Annotated in this window: 18 protein-coding genes; 6 read left to right on the top strand and 12 right to left on the bottom strand. The window is 64.9% G+C overall.

All coding sequences use genetic code 11. The annotated features are described in order from the left end of the window. Positions 1-150: 150 nt before the first annotated feature. The 5 genes from OKW26_RS03475 to OKW26_RS03495 form a co-directional block, all read right to left on the bottom strand. Complete coding sequence (locus OKW26_RS03475) at positions 151-1752, bottom strand: peptide chain release factor 3 (protein WP_090808225.1); 1602 nt, start codon at positions 1750-1752, stop codon at positions 151-153. Positions 1753-1764: 12 nt separating this feature from the next. Then, positions 1765-2133, bottom strand: coding sequence for a hypothetical protein (locus OKW26_RS03480; RefSeq protein WP_429352687.1), 369 nt, complete (start codon positions 2131-2133; stop codon positions 1765-1767). Between the two features lie 371 nt (positions 2134-2504). Continuing rightward, positions 2505-2807 (bottom strand): H-NS family nucleoid-associated regulatory protein, encoded by a 303-nt coding sequence (locus tag OKW26_RS03485; RefSeq protein WP_090808223.1) that lies wholly within the window; start codon positions 2805-2807, stop codon positions 2505-2507. 125 nt (positions 2808-2932) lie between these two features. Further along, positions 2933-4132, bottom strand: a complete 1200-nt coding sequence (locus OKW26_RS03490; protein ID WP_429354166.1) for a serine hydrolase domain-containing protein — start codon at positions 4130-4132, stop codon at positions 2933-2935. Between the two features lie 144 nt (positions 4133-4276). Then, positions 4277-4480, bottom strand: a complete 204-nt coding sequence (locus OKW26_RS03495) for a hypothetical protein (protein ID WP_090808221.1) — start codon at positions 4478-4480, stop codon at positions 4277-4279. On the opposite strand from OKW26_RS03495, the gene OKW26_RS03500 reads away from it, so the two are divergent. Then, positions 4480-4761: a hypothetical protein gene (locus tag OKW26_RS03500; protein ID WP_429352688.1), complete on the top strand. Its 282-nt coding sequence runs from the start codon at positions 4480-4482 to the stop codon at positions 4759-4761. The genes OKW26_RS03495 and OKW26_RS03500 overlap by 1 nt on opposite strands. Positions 4762-5020: 259 nt before the next feature. Here OKW26_RS03500 and OKW26_RS03505 read toward each other — a convergent pair whose 3' ends face one another. Beyond that, positions 5021-5284, bottom strand: a complete 264-nt coding sequence (locus tag OKW26_RS03505) for a hypothetical protein (protein ID WP_429352689.1) — start codon at positions 5282-5284, stop codon at positions 5021-5023. A 99-nt stretch (positions 5285-5383) separates the two neighbouring features. Beyond that, positions 5384-6850, bottom strand: coding sequence for a sigma-54 interaction domain-containing protein (locus tag OKW26_RS03510; protein ID WP_429352690.1), 1467 nt, complete (start codon positions 6848-6850; stop codon positions 5384-5386). 327 nt (positions 6851-7177) lie between these two features. Here OKW26_RS03510 and OKW26_RS03515 point away from each other — a divergent pair, with 327 nt between their 5' ends. From OKW26_RS03515 to OKW26_RS03530, 4 genes are all read left to right on the top strand, one after another. Beyond that, positions 7178-8578: a GntP family permease gene (locus tag OKW26_RS03515; protein ID WP_429352691.1), complete on the top strand. Its 1401-nt coding sequence runs from the start codon at positions 7178-7180 to the stop codon at positions 8576-8578. Positions 8579-9035: 457 nt separating this feature from the next. Next, entirely contained in the window at positions 9036-9287 is a 252-nt protein-coding gene (locus OKW26_RS03520) for a hypothetical protein (RefSeq protein ID WP_008921056.1), read from the top strand. Between the two features lie 398 nt (positions 9288-9685). After that, positions 9686-10678 (top strand): DedA family protein/thiosulfate sulfurtransferase GlpE, encoded by a 993-nt coding sequence (locus OKW26_RS03525; RefSeq protein ID WP_429352692.1) that lies wholly within the window; start codon positions 9686-9688, stop codon positions 10676-10678. A 118-nt stretch (positions 10679-10796) separates the two neighbouring features. Beyond that, on the top strand, positions 10797-12527 hold the full coding sequence (locus OKW26_RS03530) for an FAD-dependent oxidoreductase (protein ID WP_429352693.1): 1731 nt from the start codon (positions 10797-10799) through the stop codon (positions 12525-12527). Positions 12528-12635: 108 nt separating this feature from the next. On the opposite strand, the gene OKW26_RS03535 is transcribed toward OKW26_RS03530, so the two are convergent. From OKW26_RS03535 to OKW26_RS03545, 3 genes are all read right to left on the bottom strand, one after another. After that, positions 12636-12893 carry a hypothetical protein gene (locus OKW26_RS03535; RefSeq protein WP_184057620.1) on the bottom strand — a complete coding sequence of 86 codons (258 nt, stop codon included), beginning with the start codon at positions 12891-12893 and terminating at the stop codon, positions 12636-12638. A gap of 94 nt (positions 12894-12987) precedes the next feature. After that, a complete protein-coding gene (locus OKW26_RS03540) occupies positions 12988-15171 on the bottom strand; it encodes a hypothetical protein (RefSeq protein ID WP_429352694.1) in 2184 nt (727 codons plus the stop codon). 263 nt (positions 15172-15434) lie between these two features. Then, a complete protein-coding gene (locus OKW26_RS03545) occupies positions 15435-16337 on the bottom strand; it encodes a DMT family transporter (protein ID WP_184037909.1) in 903 nt (300 codons plus the stop codon). A gap of 235 nt (positions 16338-16572) precedes the next feature. Here OKW26_RS03545 and OKW26_RS03550 point away from each other — a divergent pair, with 235 nt between their 5' ends. Beyond that, positions 16573-17448 carry a helix-turn-helix domain-containing protein gene (locus OKW26_RS03550; RefSeq protein ID WP_429354167.1) on the top strand — a complete coding sequence of 292 codons (876 nt, stop codon included), beginning with the start codon at positions 16573-16575 and terminating at the stop codon, positions 17446-17448. A 39-nt stretch (positions 17449-17487) separates the two neighbouring features. Here the strand turns inward: OKW26_RS03550 and OKW26_RS03555 are convergent, their stop codons facing one another. After that, entirely contained in the window at positions 17488-20520 is a 3033-nt protein-coding gene (locus OKW26_RS03555; RefSeq protein ID WP_429352695.1) for an FAD-binding and (Fe-S)-binding domain-containing protein, read from the bottom strand. A 47-nt stretch (positions 20521-20567) separates the two neighbouring features. Then, positions 20568-21317, bottom strand: coding sequence for a 2-keto-4-pentenoate hydratase (locus OKW26_RS03560; RefSeq protein ID WP_429352696.1), 750 nt, complete (start codon positions 21315-21317; stop codon positions 20568-20570). Between the last annotated feature and the right edge of the window lies 1 nt (position 21318).

Below are 21318 nucleotides of genomic sequence, written 5' to 3' on the forward strand. Positions count from 1 at the left end.
AGGAATTGGAGCCGGCTTCGCGGCGAGGCGGGTGGTTCCGTCAGCATAGGCGAAGTCGCGCGCTGGCGCGGGACGTTGTTGCGGCGGAAAAGTAAAAAGCCGCGTCGAACGACGCGGCTTTTTTGCTTCGAAACCAGCGGACTCGCGGTTTTACATCGCCTTTCTGAACGGCGCCCCCGAGTGCTCGCGCAACTCGTTGAACACGATCTTCGGCCACGCCTTCTGCGCGACTTCGATCTCCGATACGTGCGAGGCCAGATAGGTCGGCGCATCGGACGCATCGAGCGCGATTCGCGCCGAGTACGAGTCGGTGAAGCGGCGCAGTTCGGCCGCATCGTCGCAGGTCACCCAGCGCGAGAGCCGGTAACGCGCCGGCGCCATGCGCACGACGACCTTGTATTCCGTCGACAGACGGTGCGACACCACTTCGAACTGCAGTTGCCCGACCGCGCCGAGAATCATCAGACCGCCGGCTTCGGGACGGAACACCTGGATCGCGCCTTCCTCGCCGAGCTGCTTCAGCGCTTCGCCGAGCTGCTTCGCGCGCATCGGATCGACCACTTCGACGGTCTGGAAAATTTCCGGCGCGAAGAACGGCAGGCCGACGAACTGCAACTGCTCGCCTTCGGTCAGCGTATCGCCGAGACTCAGCGTGCCGTGGTTCGGAATACCGATGATGTCGCCCGGATACGCCTCGCTCACCGTCTCGCGACGCTGCGACAGGAACGTGACCACGTTGTTTGCGCGGAACGTCTTGTTCGAGCGCGTGACCTTCACCGCCATGCCGCGCTCGAAACGTCCCGAGCACACGCGGATGAACGCGACGCGGTCGCGGTGCGCGAGGTCCATGTTCGCCTGCACCTTGAACACGACGCCGGTGAACTTCGACTCTTCCGGCTGCACCGGACGCTGTACGGTCATGCGCATCGACGGCGGCGGCGCGAGGTCGACCAGCGCGTCGAGAATCTCCTTCACGCCGAAGTTGTTGATCGCCGAACCGAACAGCACCGGCGACTGCTGGCCGGCGAGGAACTGCTCACGGTCGAACTCGGGCGTCGCGCCGCTGATCAGATCGATTTCTTCCTTCGCACGCACCCACGCATGGCCGAAACGGCGCTCGCCTTCCTCGTTGCTCAGTGCCTGCAGCGTTTCGACCGCGCCGCCGGCCGTGTCCTGACCGGCGCGGAACACGCGCACCTGATCGCGCTGGACGTCGTAGACGCCCTGGAAATCCTTGCCCATGCCGATCGGCCATGTGAAAGGCACCGCCGCCACGCCGAGGTGCTGCTCGATCTCATCGAGCAGTTCGAGCGGCTCGCGCACTTCGCGGTCGAGCTTGTTGATGAACGTGACGATCGGCGTCTTACGGCTGCGGCAGACTTCCAGCAGCTTCAGCGTCTGCGCTTCGACGCCGTTCGCGCCGTCGATCACCATCACGGCGGCGTCGACCGCGGTCAGCACACGGTAGGTGTCCTCGGAGAAGTCTTCGTGGCCCGGCGTGTCGAGCAGGTTGATCACGCAATCGCCGTACTCGAACTGCATCACCGAGCTCGCGACCGAAATGCCGCGTTGCTTTTCGATTTCCATCCAGTCGGACGTCGCGTAGCGGTTGCTCTTGCGGCCCTTCACGGTACCGGCGATCTGGATCGCGCCCGAGAACAGCAGCAGTTTTTCGGTGAGCGTGGTTTTACCCGCGTCCGGGTGGGAAATGACCGCGAACGTGCGGCGGCGTTTGAGTTCGGAGACTGACATCGGGTCTGGCGGTCACGGAAAGGGGTTCAGGCGGTTCCCGGCGGCCGTGGGCGGCCGGTATGCCGCGCGTGGCGCGGCGGCGTCGAGCTGCGAGAATCGGGCGCGGGCCCGGATCGACCGGCGCTCGCGCCGCGTCCGAAAACGGGTGGCGAACGGGTCACGACCCAGCGTTCGACAATGCGGGAATCGCTGGCGCAAAAACGGCGCAAGGTGCGAATGATACACGTCTGGCGCGACGGCCGGGGGAAAGGGCCCCGGCGCCGGACGGGCGACGGCGCGAGCGTCGGCGCGCCGCGCATGCTTCTGGCAAAGGTGAGCGTTTTCGGGACTTACGGCGGCGAATATCGATTTGCGGTCAAAGGTGAGGATCGCGAAGCGCATGCACGCACCTGCCAGGTCGCGGGCGCCACCAACGCGATGCGCGGGAAAACGGCGATAAAGCTTCGCGCCGCTATGAACAGGTTCCGGCTCGACGCCTGGAAACGCCCGCCAGCAAAGGCTGTCGCGGGTTTTCGGCGAGCGGCGCGGGGCGGCGCGGCACGATGGCGATTCGCACCCGCGGAGGTGCGTCGCGCGACAAAGCCTGGCTCACCGAAGCATCCCGCGAGGTTCGAATGCATCGGTAAATATCGCCGTGTACGTTCAGGCGTCACGCAAAGGTGAGCGTTTTCGGGACCTTTGCAACGGTGCGGAACGGATCAAACCACGCATCACTTCAGAGAACACGGACGCATCGGCACCCACGATGAAGCTCAACCTTCGATCAGAAACCGCTCGCGATTTTTGCCGACGAGCCAGGCCGGCGAGCGCCCACGGCCGCTCCAGGTTTCGCCGGTCTTCGGATTGCGGTACTTGGCGACGGACGTCGTCGACGACGACTTGCGACGCGGCTTCGGCGAGGCGCTCGTCAAGCCGAGTTCTTCGGCGGTCAGGTCGTATTCGGCAATCTTCTGCTTGATATCGGCGATAGCTTGCGAGACTTCTTTTTCGCGCGCGGCTGCGACTTCCTTGTGGAGTTTTTCGAGTTGCGCAGTCAGCTGTTTGTAAGAGGCCATGCCGGTGTTCCCCCCTCGGTTGGACGCACTGCGATGAATCGCGATGAATGGTTGGCGGACACTATCAGACGAATAAATCACAGGATAGTGAATCGCGCGGCCGAGCGCATGCGCGGCGGCCCCGCTCAATCGTCGATCGCATCGTAGACGCGGCGTTCGAAGTCGATGGCCATCGGGAAGGGGTCGATCGAGCGGCGCTGGATCAGCATCAGGCCGATCATGTTCTCGACCGGATCGGCGAACCAGGTCGTGCCGTACGCGCCGGGCCAACCGAACGAGCCGAGCGAGCGGTAGCCGAGCGGCAATTGCTGCGCCGGATCATCGACGATCGACAGGCCGAGGCCGAAGCCTTGCCCCGCCCAGATCACGTGACCGAAGGCAGGCAGGCGGCGCTGCTCGCGGCTCAGGAAATTGCTGCGCATCAGGTCGACCGAGCGATGCGACAGCAGCCGCGTGTCGCCGACGCGGCCGCGCCCGAGCAGCAGTTGCGCGAATTGCAGATAATCCTCGGCGGTCGAGACCAACCCGCCGCCGCCGCTCTGAAAGCGTCGCGGATTGGCCCAGCGGCTCGCCGCCGCATGATCCTCGACCACACGACGCCGCGTGCCGGGATCGATGTTGTACGCGGTGGCGAGGCGCGCAAGCTGTGCGTCGGGCACCCAGAACGCGGTGTCGCGCATGCCGAGAGGCGCGAAAATGCGCGTGCGGAAAAACTCCCCAAGAGTCATGCCGCTCACGCGTTCTATCAGCGCGCCGAGCACGTCGGTCGCCACGCCGTAGTGCCAGCGCGAGCCGGGCTGGAACATCAGCGGCAACGCGGCGATGCGCGCAAGGCACGCGCTGTTGCCGCCGCTCGCCTCGAAGCCGTTGAACGCGGCTGCGTAGGCTTCGCCGAGCGGCCCCGTTGCCGTGAAGTCGTACGCGAAGCCCGCGCGATGCGTGAGCAGGTCGAGCACCGTAATCGGCGCGCGTAACGGATCGGTCTGGTCGAGCGGGCCGGTCGGGTCACGCAGCACGCGCGGCGCGGCAAGCTCGGGCAGCCACCGCGAGATGGGCGCATCGAGCGCGAGGCGGTCTTCCTCGATCAGCATCATGATCGCGGCGCTCGTCACCGGCTTCGTCATCGACGCGATGCGAAACAGCGTGTCGCGCTCCATCGGCAATTGCGCGGCTTCGTCGCGTAGGCCTGCCGGTTCGAAGTAGCCGATTTCGCCGCGCCGCCATACGAGCGACACCACCCCTGCCACTTCGCCCCGCTCCACGTAGCCCTGCATCGCGTTGGTCAGCGTCGCGAGGCCGGTCGCGGCAAATCCTGCTATCTGCATGTTCATCCTGTGTCGGTAAAAGCAAACGTGCGCGCGCCCAGGTCGCTTTGGGCGATCAAACCGAAAGATAAAACCTGTCCGGCGAAAGCGCACACGACGGCTTTCCTAATTGCCGATCCCGATTGGCGGACACAATGACGACATTCAGGCTTTCTGCCGTTTTTCCAATGCGCAAAGCGCGGCATCGAGGCGTTTGACGCGGGTTGCCTGCGCCGGCACGAGAACCGCGCCGGAAACGTGCTGAAGGCGGTTACGCCAGTAAGACAAAGGAATACGGTCTTCTGCCGAAATATGGGAAATTATCTGCTCGAGATGCTCGATGTCTTTTTCGAGTTGCTGATGATTCATTGCTTTCCCCGGATTCTATTGAATTAGTGTTGAAGCAAAAAAATCGAAAGCATGAAGCCGCGTTGGCCCGCGCGGCCCAAAGTAATGCCCGCCAGCAGCGGAAAAACCTTCCTGAACTTCTTCTGCGTCGGGAAAAACCGGCAATTTCTGCTCGCCGGGTTAAATCCCAACGGTTTAAAAAAGAATACTGCCGTCAAATTTCACGTTCCGTTGCCTGCCGCACTGACTGCGTTCGACGCCCCGAAGGTAAAGATAAATCATGGTCGGGGCGCAAAGGATAATCGGTGCGCGGTGACTCAACGTTGTAAAAATGCCGCATGCGGCCTACTTATCCCAATTCGCATGCAAACCGCTTATCGGACACGCATTAGGCGCATGAATTTATGACGGCCATGTGGTAGCCGGAATGGCACGAGCGTGGTCAGCGAGCGTATCGGGAACTGGCAGGGAATAACTGCGAACAGGTGAAAAAAAACCGAAGGCCGCCAACGGATCGGCCAGCCGCGCGCGCCGGCATTGCACCGGCACGGCATCAGGTGCTTACTTCGCGGTCGCGCGGCAGGCGTAGATCAGGCTCAACGTACCGCCCTCGCTCGACTGGCGCACGACGTCGAACGCGCCGTTGCAACTGGCGGCCGCCTGTTGCGAGCACGAGTCGGAACCGACCGGGCATTGCACGAGCGTGGTCGCACGGCCGTCCGGCAGGAACAGCGGCGCGCTGCTGCTGCAACCGCCAAGCGCGACGATCGCGGCGACGGCCAGAATGCCGCGCGAGCGGCGCGCGAAGAAGGAAAGGCATTTCATGGAGACCCCGGTCACGTCTTGTTTTTCGATCTCGCGATTGTGCCACGCTGCTCTCGTGCTGCGTCAGTTGGCGCGGTGCGGCTGGCCGGGCGCGGCGAGTCAAACGTCGATGCCGTGCGCGGCGATCTTCTTGTACAGCGTCGCGCGGCCCATGCCGATCTGTTTCGCAGTGTCAATGACGCGGCCGCCGTTCGCGCGCAACGCGTCGCAGAGAAAGCGCTTTTCGAACGCGGCCATCGCGTCGCTCCACGAGGTGGGTTCGGCGGTGGCGGCCACGTCCACGCCGGCGGCCGCGACAGTCGGGGTCCGCGCCGGTGCCATCGCACCGCCGTGCCCCGAGCCGATGAACGGCGCGAGCACACGCGCATCGATGCGCTCGCTGTCGGACAGCATCACGGCGCGCTCCAATGTGTTGCGCAGTTCGCGCACGTTGCCGGGCCAGTCGTACGCGCACAGCAGGCGCAACGCGTCGTCGTGCAATTCGAAGTGGCTGCCGCCGCCTGCCTGCGCGGCCAGCTCCTCGAGCATCGCGTAGGCAAGCGCCTCGATGTCGGACGGACGCTCGCGCAGCGCCGGCGCATGGATCGTCAGCACGTTGAGCCGGTAGAACAGGTCCGCGCGAAAACGCCCGGCCGCGACGAGCGCCGGCAGATCGGCCGATGTCGCCGCGATGATCCGCACATCCGCGCGCACGATCCGATTCGAGCCGAGCGGCTCGAATTCCTTGTCCTGCAGCACGCGCAGCAGCTTGCCCTGCAACGGCAGCGGCATATCGCCGATCTCGTCGAGAAACAGCGTGCCGCCGTTGGCGAGCTCGAACTTGCCGACCCGCCCCCTGCGATCCGCGCCGGTGTACGCGCCGGGTGCGGCGCCGAAGAACTCGACTTCGAGCAGCGTGTCGGGAATCGCCGCGACGTTGACGCTGACGAGCGGCTTGTGCGCGCGCGCCGAGCCGCCGTGAATCGCATGCGCGAGCAGCTCCTTGCCGGTGCCGGTTTCACCCAGCAGCAGCACCGGCGCTTCGAGTTGCGCCGCGCGCCGCGCCTGGCGCTTCACTTCGAGCGACGCCGCGCTCGTGCCGACGAAGCTGCCGAACGTATAGCGCGCGCGGCGCGCCTGCGCAAGCGACTGACGCGTCGCGATCAGCTCCTGCTGCAACCGCGAGTACTGCGAAAAGAGGGGCGACAGCGCTTTCAGCTCGTCGAACAGCGCGAAGCCGACCGCGCCGATCGTCACGCCGGCATCGTCCTTGAGCGGCAGGCGCGTGACGACGAGCGGCTCGCGATCGGTCTCCATGATGTCGAGCAGGATCGGCTTGCCGGTGTTGACGACCTCGCGCATCAGACTGTTTGGAATCACCGCTTCGCAATCGCGGCCGATCGCCTGCTGCGGGTCAGCAAAGCCGAAGCGCGCCGCATACCGCTTGTTGATCCAGACGACGCGCGCCTGTCCATCGACGATGAAGGTGCCTTCGCTGAAGTTTTCGAACGTGCGAAACAGCGAATCCATCGCCCGACGAAGCACGTCGTCATAGGTGGCGGGCAGGCCCGTCCAGTCGGTCAACATGCTGTCGCTGTCTCCGCTTATCGTTTTGATTGCATCAATCTCAATCGGTGGATGAATTTATCTCCAAATTGAGACACCAGATAGGCCTTATGCATCATGACTTACCCTGGTTTCAGGTGTTCTTCAGCGGATGGAAGTCCCGTTTCGGAGACGCTTGAGTACAATCCGCCAACGATGCCTCGGCCCGCCGCTGCGCGGCCGCGCCATGCGCCACGACGGGCCAGCAGCAAAACGGCAGCCATGGCATGGAACCTGCGTTCCGAGCGCGCCGCGCCGTCGCTCGATCGGGACGGCAAACATGTAGAACAACCGGGCTATGGAGACTCAATGACCTTTCTCATCGTTATCGCCGCGCTGGCGTTTCTGATGTTCGCTGCGTATCGCGGCTACAGCGTGATCCTGTTCGCACCGATCGCGGCGCTCGCCGCCGTCCTGCTCACCGAGCCCGCCGCCGTCGCGCCGGTCTTCACGAGCATCTTCATGGACAAGATGGTCGGCTTCGTGAAGCTGTACTTCCCGGTGTTTCTGCTCGGCGCCGTATTCGGCAAGGTGATCGAGCTGTCGGGCTTCTCGGAGTCCATCGTCGCGGCCGCGATCCGCTATATCGGCCGCTCGCGCGCTAACGCGGTGATCGTCGCGGTGTGCGCGCTGCTCACCTACGGCGGCGTGTCGCTGTTCGTCGTCGTGTTCGCGGTCTATCCGTTCGCGGCCGAGCTGTATCGCCAGAGCAACATTCCGAAGCGACTGATGCCCGGCGCGATCGCGCTCGGCGCGTTCTCGTTCACGATGGACTCGCTGCCCGGCACGCCGCAGATCCAGAACATCATCCCGACGACGTTCTTCAAGACCACCTCGTGGGCCGCGCCGACGCTCGGCGTGTTCGGCTCGCTGTTCATCATCGTGGTCGGTCTGTCGTATCTGGAATGGCGCCGCCGCGCCGCGATGGCGACCGGCGAGGGTTACGGCACCGACCTCGTCAACGAGCCGGAGCGCGTCGAGTCGAAGCAGTTGCCGCATCCGCTGCTGGCGGTCGCGCCGCTCGTCATGGTCGGCGTCGCGAACTTCCTGCTGACGCGCTGGATTCCGACCTGGTACGGTCCGTCCTTCACGGTCACCCCGGACATCCTGCCGGGGCTGCATGCACCGGTCGAAACGAGCGTCAAGGCTCTCGTGGGGATTTGGGCCGTGCTGGGCGCGCTGCTGCTTGGCATCGTGATGGTTGTCGTGACGGCGTTCAGTCGCGTCAGCCAGCGCTTCGCGGTGGGCACCAAGGCGGCAGTGGCGGGCGCGCTGCTGGCGTCGCTCAACACCGCGTCGGAATATGGCTTCGGCGGTGTGATCGCGGCGCTGCCGGGCTTTCTCGTCGTCAGCAACGCGCTGAAAAGCATTCCGAATCCGCTCGTCAACGCCGCGGTGTCGGTCAGCACGCTGGCGGGCATCACGGGTTCGGCATCGGGCGGTATGAGCATTGCGCTCGCCGCGATGTCGGATACGTTCATCAAGGGTGCGGAAGCCGCGCATATTCCGCTCGAAGTACTGCATCGCGTGGTCGCGATGGCGAGCGGCGGCATGGATACGCTACCGCACAACGGCGCGGTGATTACGCTGCTCGCCGTGACGGGTCTCACGCACCGGCAGTCGTATCGCGACATCTTCGCGGTCACCGTGATCAAGACGCTCGCGGTGTTCTTCGTGATCGCGGTGTATTACGCGACCGGCCTCGTGTGAACGCCGCACCGGAAAACAGTACTTTGATCTGATAGATCCGCATTACTCCCACCTCGACAGCCGGCCAACGAAGCACGAGGATGGAGTCGTCAGCGCCCAATGTTGCAAGGGCAGGCTGACCCGAGTAACAACGGCGTTTAACGGCCCGTCCCTGTCCGGACGGGCTATTTTTTTGCGCGCGCCCAACGCCTCCTAGCCCGCCCCCGCGTCACCCGCATGACAAAACCCGAACGCACGTCGCGCCACCGTGGGGCATGAAAAATGCGTCCGTCGCGACGAGGAGTCGCGTTAAACTGGTTGCTCGCTCCGCAACCGCGAATCCGCTAGCGGCAGCGTCACACCCGACTAAAACCCCGGCGAGACAGAGGCAGACGCGACACGGCACGACGACGCGGCAGACGGCACGCCGTCCGCCCCGTACAATGGTTCCATCACCAACGCAACAAGGACAACTTCGATGCGCATCACCGGGTCCTCCGGGTCAATGGCCCTGCTCACCGAATACGACGACGCAACGGCGCGCGAACTTCGCTCGCTGCGCCTCGAATCGACCGAAGACGGCAAAGGCATCCTGCTGATCGAGGTCGATGAGCGCAAGCCGGGCATACATCGCGAAGTGCGCTACGAAATCACGCCCGCGGAGCTGATCGCCGCGATCCGCGCGCATGGCGCCGAGTTGCCGGGCGAGCAGCACAATCATCGTCAGTGAAACAGGCGCGCGGCGGGTGTGACCGTCGCGCGACTCGTCAGCCTCTCGCGCCGGTTGCGTCGCGCTTCGACGCGTCAGCGCGGGATTATTCGCATTGGGCGCGCGTCGCCGTGCTTCCGTTTGTTCCGTTCACGCCGCCAATCCCCGCTTTCCTACGGGTTTTTGCAAGCGTCTTCGCGTCTCGTCGAGCGCGCTTACCCGGCCTTCAGCAACTTGTCACAAGCGGTTGCCACGCTTGTGTATCGAGGCATGCGGCCACATAGGGCGACCTGATCGCAGCCAGAAGACGGGCCAATTTCCGGGCCGGTTGCACGTCTCGAAAATACGTCCATAATCCTTGCATTCCCCTTTGCATTCCTTACCGCGCTGCGCCCGCAAGGGCCGCGGATGTTAAACCGATGCTACATGACCTCGTCGCGCAATATGGACCGGCGCTCGTCTTCCTCAATGTGCTGGCTGCCGCGCTCGGGCTGCCGGTGCCGGCCATGCCGTCGCTCGTGCTGTTCGGAGCGATGGCCGCGATGCACCCCGGCTCGGTCGGCACGCAACTGCTGCCGGTCCTCGTGCTGTCGATCTTCGCGACGCTGATCGGCGACAGCGCGTGGTACGTCGCGGGCCGCATCTACGGCGGCAATACGCTGAAGACGATCTGCCGGCTGTCGCTGTCGCGTGACACCTGCGTGAAAAAGACCGAGCGCTTCTTCGGCCGCTGGGGCGTGCGCGTGCTCGCGGTCGCGAAGTTCGTGCCGGGGCTGTCGATCGTGTCGATCCCGATGGCCGGCGCGATGGGCACGCGCTACCGCATCTTCCTCACCTATGACGGCGTCGGCGCCGCGCTGTGGTCCGGCACCGGGCTGATCATCGGCGCGCTGTTCGCGCGGCAGATCGACATGCTGTTCGCGATTGCCGGGCGGCTCGGGCGCACGGCGGCGCTCGTCGTCGTCGCGTTGCTGGTGCTGTACGCGGTGTACCGGTGGATCCGGCGCCGTCAGTTGATCGCGAAGCTCGCGTCCGCGCGCATCGAGGTCGACGAACTCGAGAAGCTGTTCGCGGCTGACCGGGCGCCGGTCGTGTTCGACATCCGTTCGGAGGAGAAGCGCAAGCTCGATCCGTTCGTGATCCCCGGCGCGCAATTCGCCGATGAACGGCAACTCGACGACATCGTCGCCACCTACGCGCACGATCAGAAGCTCGTGATCTACTGCTCCTGCCCGAACGAGATTTCCGCGGCATGGATGGCCAAGCAGCTCAACGAAGCCGGCTTCTCCGACGTGCTGCCGCTGCGCGGCGGCATGGAAGCCTGGCGCGATTCGGGCAAGCCGGTCGACTCGTTGCCCGCGATGCCGCCGCCGGAAGTCGCGGTCGACGACATCGCGCCCAAAGCCGTTTAGCCGTAATCAGCGGCGGCATCGTCCGCCTGACGCGCGCGGCACGGCTCGTCCCGGCGTACGAGCGCGCATCGCGTTGCCTCGCGTTCAATCGTGCAATGAATATCGAAGGAGCGGTTCAATGCTTTCGACTCAGGACGTTTCGACTCAAGAGGTGGAAGGACAGCAGGGGGTCGTCGCCGACGCGCCGTTTTCGTCGCTATCGACGCGCATGCACCAGATGTTTCCCGCGCTCAGCTGCGCGGAGATCGACCGGCTGCGCCGCTTCGGCGAGATCGGTCACTGGAAGTCCGGCGAACTGCTGTTCGAGACCGGGCGCACCGGGCCCGGCATGTTCGTGCTGCTCGAAGGACGCGTGAAGGTCTATCAGCGTGACGGCATCGGCCGCGAAGTCTTGATCGGCGAGCATGGCGCCGGACATTTTCTGGCCGAGGTCGGGCAACTGTCGGGCAAGCCCGCGCTCGTGAACGGCCTCGCGATCGGCGCCGTCGAAGCGCTGCTGATTCCGCCCGACCGCCTGCGCGCGCTGCTCGTCGCCGAAGCGGAACTCGGCGAGCGCATCATGCGCGCGCTGATTCTGCGGCGCGTGTCGCTGATCGAAAAGGGCGCGGGCGGGCCGATCCTCGTCGGCGATAGCAGCGACGCGCGGCTCGTGATGCTGCAAGGCTTCCTGTCGCGCAACGGCCATCCTCATTCGGTACTCGACGAACGCGACGAAGACGCGCTGCGTCTGATCGAGCAGTTCGCCGCGCAGCGCGAGGACCTGCCGCTCGTGATCTGCCCGGACGGCTCGGTGCTGCGTCATCCGAGCATGCCCGAGCTTGCCACTCGCTTAGGTATGCTGCCCGATCTCGACGACACGTACGTGTACGACGTCGCGATCGTCGGCGCGGGGCCGGCGGGACTTGCCGCCGCGGTGTACGCGGCCTCCGAAGGGCTTTCGGTGATCGTGCTCGACAGCCGCGCGCCGGGCGGCCAGGCGGGCGCGAGCTCGCGCATCGAAAACTACCTCGGCTTTCCGACCGGCATCTCGGGCCAGGCGCTCGCCGGCCGCGCGTTCGTGCAGGCGCAGAAGTTCGGCGCGCACGTGGCGATCCCAGTCAACGTGAAAGCGCTGCATTGCGGGCAGTCGCCGTATCGGCTCGAGCTGAAATGCGGCGGCCACATCAGCGCGCAGGCGATCGTGATCGCGAGCGGCGCCGTGTACCGGCGCCCGGCGCTCGACGGGCTCGAGCGCTTCGACGGACGCGGCGTCTACTACTGGGCGTCGCCGGTCGAGGCGAAGCTGTGCAAGCGCCAGGAGGTCGTGCTGGTTGGCGGCGGCAATTCGGCCGGCCAGGCGATCGTCTATCTGGCGACGCACGCGGCCAAGGTTCACGTACTGATCCGCCGCAGCGGTTTCGAGGCGACCATGTCGCGCTATCTGATCGACCGCATCCGCTCGCTGCCGAACGTGTTCGTGCATCCGAATTCGGAAGTCGGCCGGCTCGAAGGCGATGAGGACGGGCTCGTGTCGGTCGCGCTGAAGCGGCCGCTGCCCGGCGGCGTCGATCACTTCGACACCCGGCATCTGTTTCTGTTCACCGGCGCGGACCCGAACACCGAATGGCTGCGTACCTGCGGCGTGCAGCTCGACGCGAAAGGCTTCGTGCTGACCGGCATCAGCGCGGATGGCTCGGCCACCGCGTGCGACCTCGGGACCACGGTCGAAGGAGTCTATGCGATCGGCGATGCGCGTGCCGGGTCGACGAAACGCGTGGCCGCGGCGGTCGGCGAAGGCGCGGCCGTGGTCGCGCAGATTCACCAGTTGCTGGCGCAGACGAGCGGTGAAGAGGTGGCGCTCGGGGCGTGAGCCTCAGAGAGCATGAAAAAAAGCGCACGGTGAGTTACACAGTGCGCTTTTGTATAACAGACGGCACGATGGCTGCGCCGGCGCGGACCCGCGCGTTCAGCGGTCCACTCAGCGCTCCAACTTCGCGCGCAACTCGCGCGCGGCCTCCAGCAGTCCCTCATAACCCGAACGTGCGTGCTCCGGCAGATCGGGATCGCCGACCAGCGCGCCGAGCGTTTCGATCAGACTGTACACAATGCCTTTCGCGGCGCCCGATGCAATGCCGCCTGACGACACCTGCTGATCGACGTGACTGAGCGCCGCGTCGAGCTGCTCGATCTCGGGACGATCGTCGGAGGGCGGCTTGGGAGAAACGTCTTGCGTCATGATCGAACATCGCTCCATTGAGTGCATCGGTAAAGTTGTTATATACCGATCGTGCGCCGCCGTCTATTCGTGTTCGGCGCGACAGCGATCCACGTCAAGGCGTCCAGCGATACATCAGCAGCTTCGCGCGCGCGTCGTCTTCGACCAGCACCACGTACTCGCCGTTATCGCGCTGCACCGCGCTGATGCCGAGATACACGTCGACCCAGCCGCTCGTGCCGCCGACGCTCGCGCCCGGCGTCATGTAACCGACCGCCGTGCCGTTGCGCGCGTCGTAGACGTCGATGCGATCGGTGTACAGCTCGGCAACGAAGATATAGTTGCCCGCCACCGCGACGCCGACCGTGGTGGTCTGCGGATCGCTTTGCGTGTTCCACGGCAACGAGACCGTGTATGTCAGCGTCGGGTTGCCGCTGCTCCAGTTGTCGTAGCGGGCCAGCACCGGACCCGCTTCCTTCCAGTGCGTCGGGTCCCACGGAATCGCACTCGTGAAACCGGACAGATACATCGTGTCGGTCGCTGCGACGTAGACGAGCCGCGCGAGCCGCGTGAATGGCGCGGGCATCGCGAACATCTTCGCACTCGCGTACGTGTAGATCGGATTGCCGGCGGAGTCGAGACCTTGCAGCGGCATCTCGCGCAAGCCGCTCAATGGCGTGGCAAGCCACACGTTGCCGGGTTCGTCGACCCACCAGAAGCCGTCGCCGACCGTGCTGCCGGTCGACGGATTGCCGCTGATCTCGCTCGCGTCGACGGCGCCATTGCCATTGCTGTCGCGCCACAGCCATTCGCCGTACGTCGGTTGCGCGGCGGGCCATGCGCCGGGCAGCGGATTCTGCGCGAGCATCCCCGACGGTATCGCGATCTCGCCATGCGCGGCATCGAAGCGATAGACGTTCAGATAGTGCGCGCCCGGATCGAGCGTATAGAGAAAGCGCTGGCCATCGAATCTGCGCACCATCGGTTCGCCACGCACGCCGCGCGGCTCGTGAAAGGCGGGATCGTCGGGGTAATCGAAGCGATCGAGCGTGAACGCCGCATATGACCATTCGTGGCCGACCGGCTGCCTGTAATCGAGCGTGAAGCGCTTCGAGCCCGTGTAGATGGAAGCGGGCGTGGCCGGGTCGAACGCGCCGCTATCGACGAAGCTCAGACCGTAGAGCCGCCAGTTGAGCACGCGCGTGCCGTACACGTAGCTCTCCAGCACTGCGCCCTGCCCTACGGATGCCGAGCCGAGCGCGCGCGGTCCCTCGCCGTTTTGCGCGACGTACAGATTGCCGGCCGCGTCGACGCCGATGCCGGTGATGCCGTTGAAACGCGTATCGCCGGGCACGCCGCGCACCGGGTGGAAAATGCCGTTGCGCGTGCCGATCGACGTGCCCGCCTGCATCTGGCCGCCAGCGCCCTTGTTGAACACGAGGATCTGCTGCGAAACGCCGTTGTCGGCGACCAGCAGTTGGCCGGATGGCGTCACTGTGAGGTCGCTCGGCACGGTGCCGGCGGGCAGCGTCAATAGACCGGCGAGCGCGGTGCCGTCGGCGCGGTAGTGCAGGATGCTCAGATTGCCTGTGCCGAAGCCGCTGATGATCCACAGCGTCGCGTCGGTGTCGATCGCGATGCGGGCCGGCGACGCGACGCTCCACGAACGCAGCGGCTGCATGGACTGCGCGTCGTACACGGCGATCCGGTTGCCGTACGTGTCGGCCACGTAGAGCTCGCTGTCGGTTGCGGCGAGGCCGCGAATGCTCGCGTCGGTGCCAGTCTTCACCGTATCGACCGCGACGAAACTGTTCTTCGTCGCATTCGCGCTATTGCCGATGCCGCCGGAAAACGGCGCGCCGGTGGCGAGATTCGCAAGCGTGCGTCGCGTGATGCCGTACCAGGTCTGATTGGCCGGCGGATAGTCGGCGCCGACCAGCGCATTGTTCTCGTTGCCGATCGACATCGCCGCATAGAGGTACGTCTGGTTGACGGCCACCGCGTCGCCGCCGGCCGCGCCCCAGCCATGCGTCGAACCGGCCACCGCGAGCTTGTCGCCCGCGCGATAGGCGGCGATTTCACTGCCACTTTCGTCCCACGGCGCATTCGTATAAACGGTGCCATTGGCGCCGACGCTAATGGCCTGAATATCCTGCTGCATCCATTTGCCGTCGCCGAATCCGAAACTATTACCGATCCATGAGGTCGTGTAATTCAATTGAGATTGCGCGGAAACATTCGGCGAGATCAGGCTGTGGATTAACACCACGGCCAAGCCAAGGCGGGAGAAAGGCTTCACGGCAGTCGGTCCTTGCGAGGCGCGAGACGCGCACATCAGATTTGGCGTTTTATCCTCTCATATAAAAATAGTAAATTTATTGATGAAAAAATGATTATTGAATGCCGATTCGTCCAATTCATTCCATTTGCATCGAATCATGTTTCCGACACAATCTTTCCTTCGCGAAACCGGTAAAAACCGGTTCCCGTAAAGACTCACCGATCAGCGATTCAGTTGCTTTTTTCTGCTCCTGTAAATCCTCACCTTGAGCGAGACGCTCATCATGTCCGCGCCGCCCGGCGACGCTCGAAAATCCGCCGCGTCAGATCGAACGCCACCAGATTGCCGGCCACCACGAGCATTAGACCGACCACCGCGAGCGCTGACCACCGATAGCCCTCGAACAGCGTCGATGCCGCGAGCGCGACGATCGGAAACAGCACCGTGCAATAGGCGGCCCGCTCCGGGCCCATACGGCCGACGAGCATCAGGTACGCCGTAAAGCCGATCACCGAGCCGAACACCACGAGATACGCGAGCGCACCGAGATAGCGCGCCGACGGTTCCACCGCGAACGAATAGCCGGCGAACAGACTACCGAGCGTCAGGACGGCAGCACCGATCAGCATCGCCCAGCTGTTGGTCGCGAACGGATGCAGGCCCATCGACTGCATGCGGCTCGACAGCAGGTTGCCGGCCGAGAAGCACAGCGTGCCGAGAAACGCGACGCCGAGCCCGAGCCACGCGGTGTGATCGCCGAGATGCCCGGCCATCTGCTGCACGAACAGACAGACGATGCCGACGAGCCCGAGCAACGCACCCGCAATCGCGCTCGGCTGCAGAGGCCGGCCCATGAACAGCCGCCCGTTGATCGAGTTCAGCAGCGGCGCGGTCGAGAACACCACCGCGACGAGCCCGCTCGGCACGAGCTGTTCGGCGTAGTAGAAGCACAGGAAATTCAGGCAGAACAGCGCGAGACCCTGCGCGGCGAGGTAGCGCCAGGCGTCGCGCGGCGGCCAGATCGGGCGGCGCATGATGCGCGCCAGTGCGAACATCAGCAGCGCGGCGATCCAGAAACGCCATGCAATCGATACCGGTGGCGGCACCGCGCCGAGTTGCCATTTGATCGCGATCCACGTGGTGCCCCAGATCAGCACGGTGATGGCATAAAGGAGGAGATTCATGGTCGGGCCTCAGACTGCAATGACGGACTGCGATGACGCGCAGCATGGAAGAAAGCCCGACTATGGAACCGCGCCGCCGCCCGCAATTGTCCAAAATTGCGCACTTTTTCGCGCCGATGCGCGGGCTGACGGGACGCGCCGTATACTGGCCGCTCAACCACCACCGTACACCGGAAAACCTCCGCGCGCCGCCGTGAACCCCACCCCGTCCGTCCCCGTGATATCCACCGCCGGCATGCCTTTTGGCCTGCAGTCGGTCTGTCACACGCTCGCCAGTGCGAACGCGCATCTGGACCGCTTCGCGTGGCTCGGCGACGGACTCGCGATCGCGCTATGGACTCGCGACACGAAGGAGGACGAGACCGTCTACGAACGGCCCGGCCATCACACGCTGTCGTGCTATCTGGACGGCGGCTATCGCACCGAGCGCCAGAAAATGCCGGGCCACTACGGCGCGCCGTCGCGGCTGTGCGCACTGCCCGGCGATCACGAATCGCGCTGGTGGGTGCGCGGCCACATGCACTTCATGCATCTGTACTTCCTGCCCGAGCACTTCACGCGACGCGCGGTGCAGGAGCTCGACCGCGAACCGCGCGAACTGACGCTCGCCGATCGCACCTATTTCGAGGACCCGCGCATTGCGAGTCTGTGTCAGTCGCTCGTCAACGAGGAGTGGAAAAGTCCCGACGGTCTGCTGCGCACCAACGAGACCGCGCACGAAGTGCTGAGCCTGCTATTGCGCGGCCAGGGCGTACGGCGCGCGAACGTGGCGCTGAAAGGCGGGCTGTCGGCCGCGACGCGGCGCCGCCTGCGCGACTATATCGACATTCATCTTGCGCAGCCGTTGACGCTTGGGGAGCTGTCGGGTGTCGCGGCGCTGTCGGAGTTTCATCTTGCGCGGATGTTTCGCGAGTCGTTCGGGTTGCCGCCCGCCGCCTGGATCGCGCGGCAGCGGCTCGATCGCGCGCGCACGCTGCTGCGCACGACGACGTTGCCGCTCACGCAGATCGCCGGGCAGTGTGGCTATGCAAACGCGAGTCACTTTAGTCACCGGTTTCGCGAGGCTGTCGGGGTGACGCCGAGTGGGTTCCGGCAGGCTATCGGTGTTTGAGATTCGCGTTTGAGTTTCGCTTTTGCGGTTAGCTCCGTGTCATCGCAGCGCCATCGCCAGCACGCGCGCGACGTGGATCGCGTCGACGCCCGCGCCGTCGTGAATCTGATGCCGGCAGCTAGTGCCGTCGGCGACCATCACCGTGGCCGCGTCCAGCTTGCGCACCGCGGGTAGCAGCGACAGCTCGGCCATCGCCTGCGAGCTCGCGTAGTGCTCCGCTTCATAGCCGAAGCTGCCGGCCATGCCGCAGCACGACGATTCGACCGTCGATACCTTCAATTCGGGAATCCACTCCAGCACGGTCTGCACCGGCGTGAATGCGTCGAACGCCTTCTGATGGCAGTGGCCGTGCACGAGTGCCTGCTGCATCGGCAGCGGCTTCAATTCGAGCTGCAATCGTCCGGCCTTTTCTTCGCGCACGAGGAATTCCTCGAATAGAAACGCGTGCTGCGCGAGGCGCTGCGCCTCTTCGCCGAAACCGTACTGCAGGAATTCATCGCGCAACGACAGCAGACACGATGGCTCCAACCCCACCACCGGCACGCCACGCTCGACGAACGGCCTGAACAGCTCGAGCATGCGCCGCGCTTCCTCTTTCGCTTCGTCGACGAGACCCGCCGCGAGAAACGTGCGGCCGCAACACACGGGACGCTCTCCCGGGCGTGCATTGAAGTGGACCGTGTAGCCCGCCGCTTCGAGCACCTGTTGCGCGGCGCGCGCGTTGTCGGGCTCGAGGTGGTTGTTGAAGGTATCGACGAACAGCAGGACTTCTTTCAGCGCGCACGCCTGCGCAGCGTTGCGTGCAGGCTTCGCGGACACCGCATCGGCCAGAAACGCCTTCTTGAACCGCGGCAAACTCCGCTCGGTCGCGAAGCCGAGCGAGCGCTTGAACCACGCCGACAGCACCGGCACGTTGTCCGCGAGCGCCAGCAGCCTCAGCATGCGGCTCGCCGCGCCCGCATAGCGCGGCATGAACGCGACGAGCCTGTCGCGCAGCCGCACCCCATGCGTCTTGACACGCGCCGCCCGCGCCTCGATCTTGAACTTCGCCATATCGACGCCGGTCGGGCAATCGCGCTTGCAGCCCTTGCACGATACGCACAGGTCGAGCGTTTCCTTCACGTCATCGCTCGCGAGCCCGCTTTCGCCGAGTTGCCCCGAAATCGCGAGCCGCAACGTGTTGGCCCGCCCGCGCGTCAAATGTTGCTCGTCCTTCGTCACGCGATAGCTCGGGCACATCGTGCCCGCGTCGAACTTGCGACAGTGGCCGTTGTTGTTGCACATCTCTACCGCTTTCGCGAGGCCGCCGCTCAGATCGTCGCCGCTGCCGGGCGCGCTTTCTTCTCCCGTCAGCGGGTCACGCTTCACGTTCCACGTCGACCAGTCGAGCGCCGTTTCGATGCGCTGTTCGCGATAGCCCGGCGCAAAGCGGAAATTGCGCGCGTCGTCCATCTTCGGCGGACGCACGATCCTGTCGGGATTGAAGCGGTTGTCCGGATCGAACAACGCCTTGATCTCGCTGAACGCCTGGTTGAGCCGCGGCCCGTATTGCCACGCAACCCATTCGCCACGGCATAGCCCATCGCCATGCTCGCCGGAATACGCGCCCTTGTACTCACGCACGAGCGCGGCCGCTTCCTCGGCGATCGCGCGCATCTTCGTCGCGCCGTCGCGGCGCATGTCGAGAATCGGCCGCACGTGCAGCGTACCGACGCTCGCATGCGCGTACCACGTGCCTTCGGTGCCGTGGCGATGAAACACGTCGGTCAGCCGGCTCGTGTAGTCGGCCAGATGTTCGAGCGGCACCGCGCAATCTTCGATGAAGGACACCGGCTTGCCGTCGCCCTTCATGCTCATCATGATGTTGAGACCAGCCTTGCGCACTTCCCACAGCGCTTTTTGCGCATTTGCGTCCGACATCTCGACGACCGCATCGGGCAGGCCCAACTCGCCCATCAACTCCGTGAGCTGCTTCAGCGATGCGAGCTGCGCGTCGCGATCCTCGCCCGCGAACTCGACGAGCAGAATCGCCTGCGGCTCGCCGACCAGCGCCTTCCCGATCACCGGACGAAACGCGGGGTTGCTCAACGCGAGATCGATCATCGTGCGATCGACGAGTTCGACAGCGACCGGCTTCAGCTCGACGATGTGCTGCGTGAGCGCCATCGACTGCCGGAAGGTCGGAAAGTTGACCACGCCAAGCGCCTTGTGCGCGGGCAGCGGCGCGAGCTTCAACCTGATCTGCCGGCTGAATGCGAGCGTGCCTTCCGAGCCGACCAGCAGATGCGCGAGGTTCGCGCTGCCGTCATCGGTATAGGCGCGCGGATTCTGGCAATCGAACAGATCGATGTTGTAGCCCGCGACGCGGCGCAGCACCTTCGGCACGCGCGCGATGATTTCGTCACGCTCGCGCTGCGCGATCCGCGCGACGCCCGCAACGATCTGCTCCAAGCGCTCACCTTGCGGCGGCTCGCGCAGCGACGCGAAGCGCGCTTCGCTGCCGTCGGCGAGAATCGCGTCGATCGCGTCGACGTTGTGCACCATGTTGCCGTACTCGATCGAGCGCGAGCCGCACGAGTTGTTGCCGGCCATGCCGCCGATCGTGCACTGGGCAGCCGTCGATACATCGACCGGGAACCACAGTCCATGCGGCTTCAGCCACGCGTTCAGATGATCGAGCACGACGCCGGGCTCGACCGTCACGGTGCGCGCGTCGGCATCGAACGCGACGATGTTGTTGAGCCACTTGCTCGTATCGACCACCAGCGCTTCGCCGACCGTCTGCCCACACTGGCTCGTGCCCGCGCCGCGCGCGAGCAGCGGTACTTTCTCGCTGCGCGCGATCTCGAGCGCGATGCGCAGATCGTCCTGATCGCGCGGCACCACGACGCCGACCGGCGTGATCTGATAGATCGACGCATCGGTCGCGTAGCGGCCGCGGCTGGCAAGATCGAACAGCACGTCGCCGCGCAGCGCTTTGCGCAGATGCTGCGCGAGCGGACTCGTTGCGCGCGCGGCGGAGGGGACCAGATGGATCGGCTTGACGAGCAAGCCCGCAGTGGGATTCGTCATTTCGTCGGCCTGTGAGGAGCGCGCCTGAACCGCGCAGCTCGAATTACCTAGTACAGCGTCAGATGCACCGGCGCGAGTCCTTCGATATGCCCGCTCACGGTGCCCGCCTCGCGCGGAAAGAACATGCCGGTGTACGAACCGGCGGTGATCACCATCTCCGGCGTCACCGCAATGCCGCGCGAACTCGCGTGATTGACGAGCCACGTCAACAGCCGCCGCGGATCGCCGGCCGGATTCGCGGGCGTCGTTTCGACGACATTGCCTCCGTTGAACGCGAAACGCAGCGACGGCGCGACGAACGGAAAATCCTCGCGATACCGTGTGAATTCACCGACGATCAGCGCGCCGTGATTTTGCAGGTCCGCAAGCTGCGCGAGTTTGTCGATGGCGGGCCACGCGGCATAGCGGCTCGCGACGATCTCGATGGTCGCGCCGATCGAGCCGATGCCCGCGAGCACTTCGTCCTCGCGGTACGGTTTCGTGGACGGCTCGAAACGCCGGCCGAAACGGAACGCGACTTCGAGTTCGAGCCCGAGCGGCGCGAAGCCTTCGCGCGACAGACGCGCGGCGTCGGCGTGCAGATCGGTGTCGGGCAATGGCGCGCCTTGAATCGGTCCGCTCGCCGATTTCGCGCCGATCTTCCAACCGCCGATTCGCGCGCCGCACGCGCTCAAGATTTCGTGCTGGATTGCGTAGGCCGCGTCGGCATCGGAAGGAAGCAGCTCCGGCGGCAACGTATCGAGCACCGTGCGATTGCGACGCGCATCGGCAAGCAGCTGACTCAATGATGAAGTCATG

Source organism: Paraburkholderia sp. 32 (assembly GCF_050435345.1).
In the GTDB taxonomy this organism is placed as follows: domain Bacteria; phylum Pseudomonadota; class Gammaproteobacteria; order Burkholderiales; family Burkholderiaceae; genus Paraburkholderia; species Paraburkholderia tuberum.

Coding starts and splice junctions, on each gene's coding strand:
- OKW26_RS03530 (WP_429352693.1), top strand. CDS start 10,797: ATGCTTTCGACTCAGGACGTTTCGACTCAAGAGGTGGAAGGACAGCAG.
- OKW26_RS03550 (WP_429354167.1), top strand. CDS start 16,573: ATGCCTTTTGGCCTGCAGTCGGTCTGTCACACGCTCGCCAGTGCGAAC.
- OKW26_RS03475 (WP_090808225.1), bottom strand. CDS start 1,752: ATGTCAGTCTCCGAACTCAAACGCCGCCGCACGTTCGCGGTCATTTCC.
- OKW26_RS03490 (WP_429354166.1), bottom strand. CDS start 4,132: ATGCAGATAGCAGGATTTGCCGCGACCGGCCTCGCGACGCTGACCAAC.
- OKW26_RS03510 (WP_429352690.1), bottom strand. CDS start 6,850: ATGTTGACCGACTGGACGGGCCTGCCCGCCACCTATGACGACGTGCTT.
- OKW26_RS03525 (WP_429352692.1), top strand. CDS start 9,686: ATGCTACATGACCTCGTCGCGCAATATGGACCGGCGCTCGTCTTCCTC.
- OKW26_RS03480 (WP_429352687.1), bottom strand. CDS start 2,133: ATGCGCTTCGCGATCCTCACCTTTGACCGCAAATCGATATTCGCCGCC.
- OKW26_RS03505 (WP_429352689.1), bottom strand. CDS start 5,284: ATGAAATGCCTTTCCTTCTTCGCGCGCCGCTCGCGCGGCATTCTGGCC.
- OKW26_RS03520 (WP_008921056.1), top strand. CDS start 9,036: ATGCGCATCACCGGGTCCTCCGGGTCAATGGCCCTGCTCACCGAATAC.
- OKW26_RS03495 (WP_090808221.1), bottom strand. CDS start 4,480: ATGAATCATCAGCAACTCGAAAAAGACATCGAGCATCTCGAGCAGATA.
- OKW26_RS03515 (WP_429352691.1), top strand. CDS start 7,178: ATGACCTTTCTCATCGTTATCGCCGCGCTGGCGTTTCTGATGTTCGCT.
- OKW26_RS03555 (WP_429352695.1), bottom strand. CDS start 20,520: ATGACGAATCCCACTGCGGGCTTGCTCGTCAAGCCGATCCATCTGGTC.
- OKW26_RS03545 (WP_184037909.1), bottom strand. CDS start 16,337: ATGAATCTCCTCCTTTATGCCATCACCGTGCTGATCTGGGGCACCACG.
- OKW26_RS03560 (WP_429352696.1), bottom strand. CDS start 21,317: ATGACTTCATCATTGAGTCAGCTGCTTGCCGATGCGCGTCGCAATCGC.
- OKW26_RS03485 (WP_090808223.1), bottom strand. CDS start 2,807: ATGGCCTCTTACAAACAGCTGACTGCGCAACTCGAAAAACTCCACAAG.
- OKW26_RS03535 (WP_184057620.1), bottom strand. CDS start 12,893: ATGACGCAAGACGTTTCTCCCAAGCCGCCCTCCGACGATCGTCCCGAG.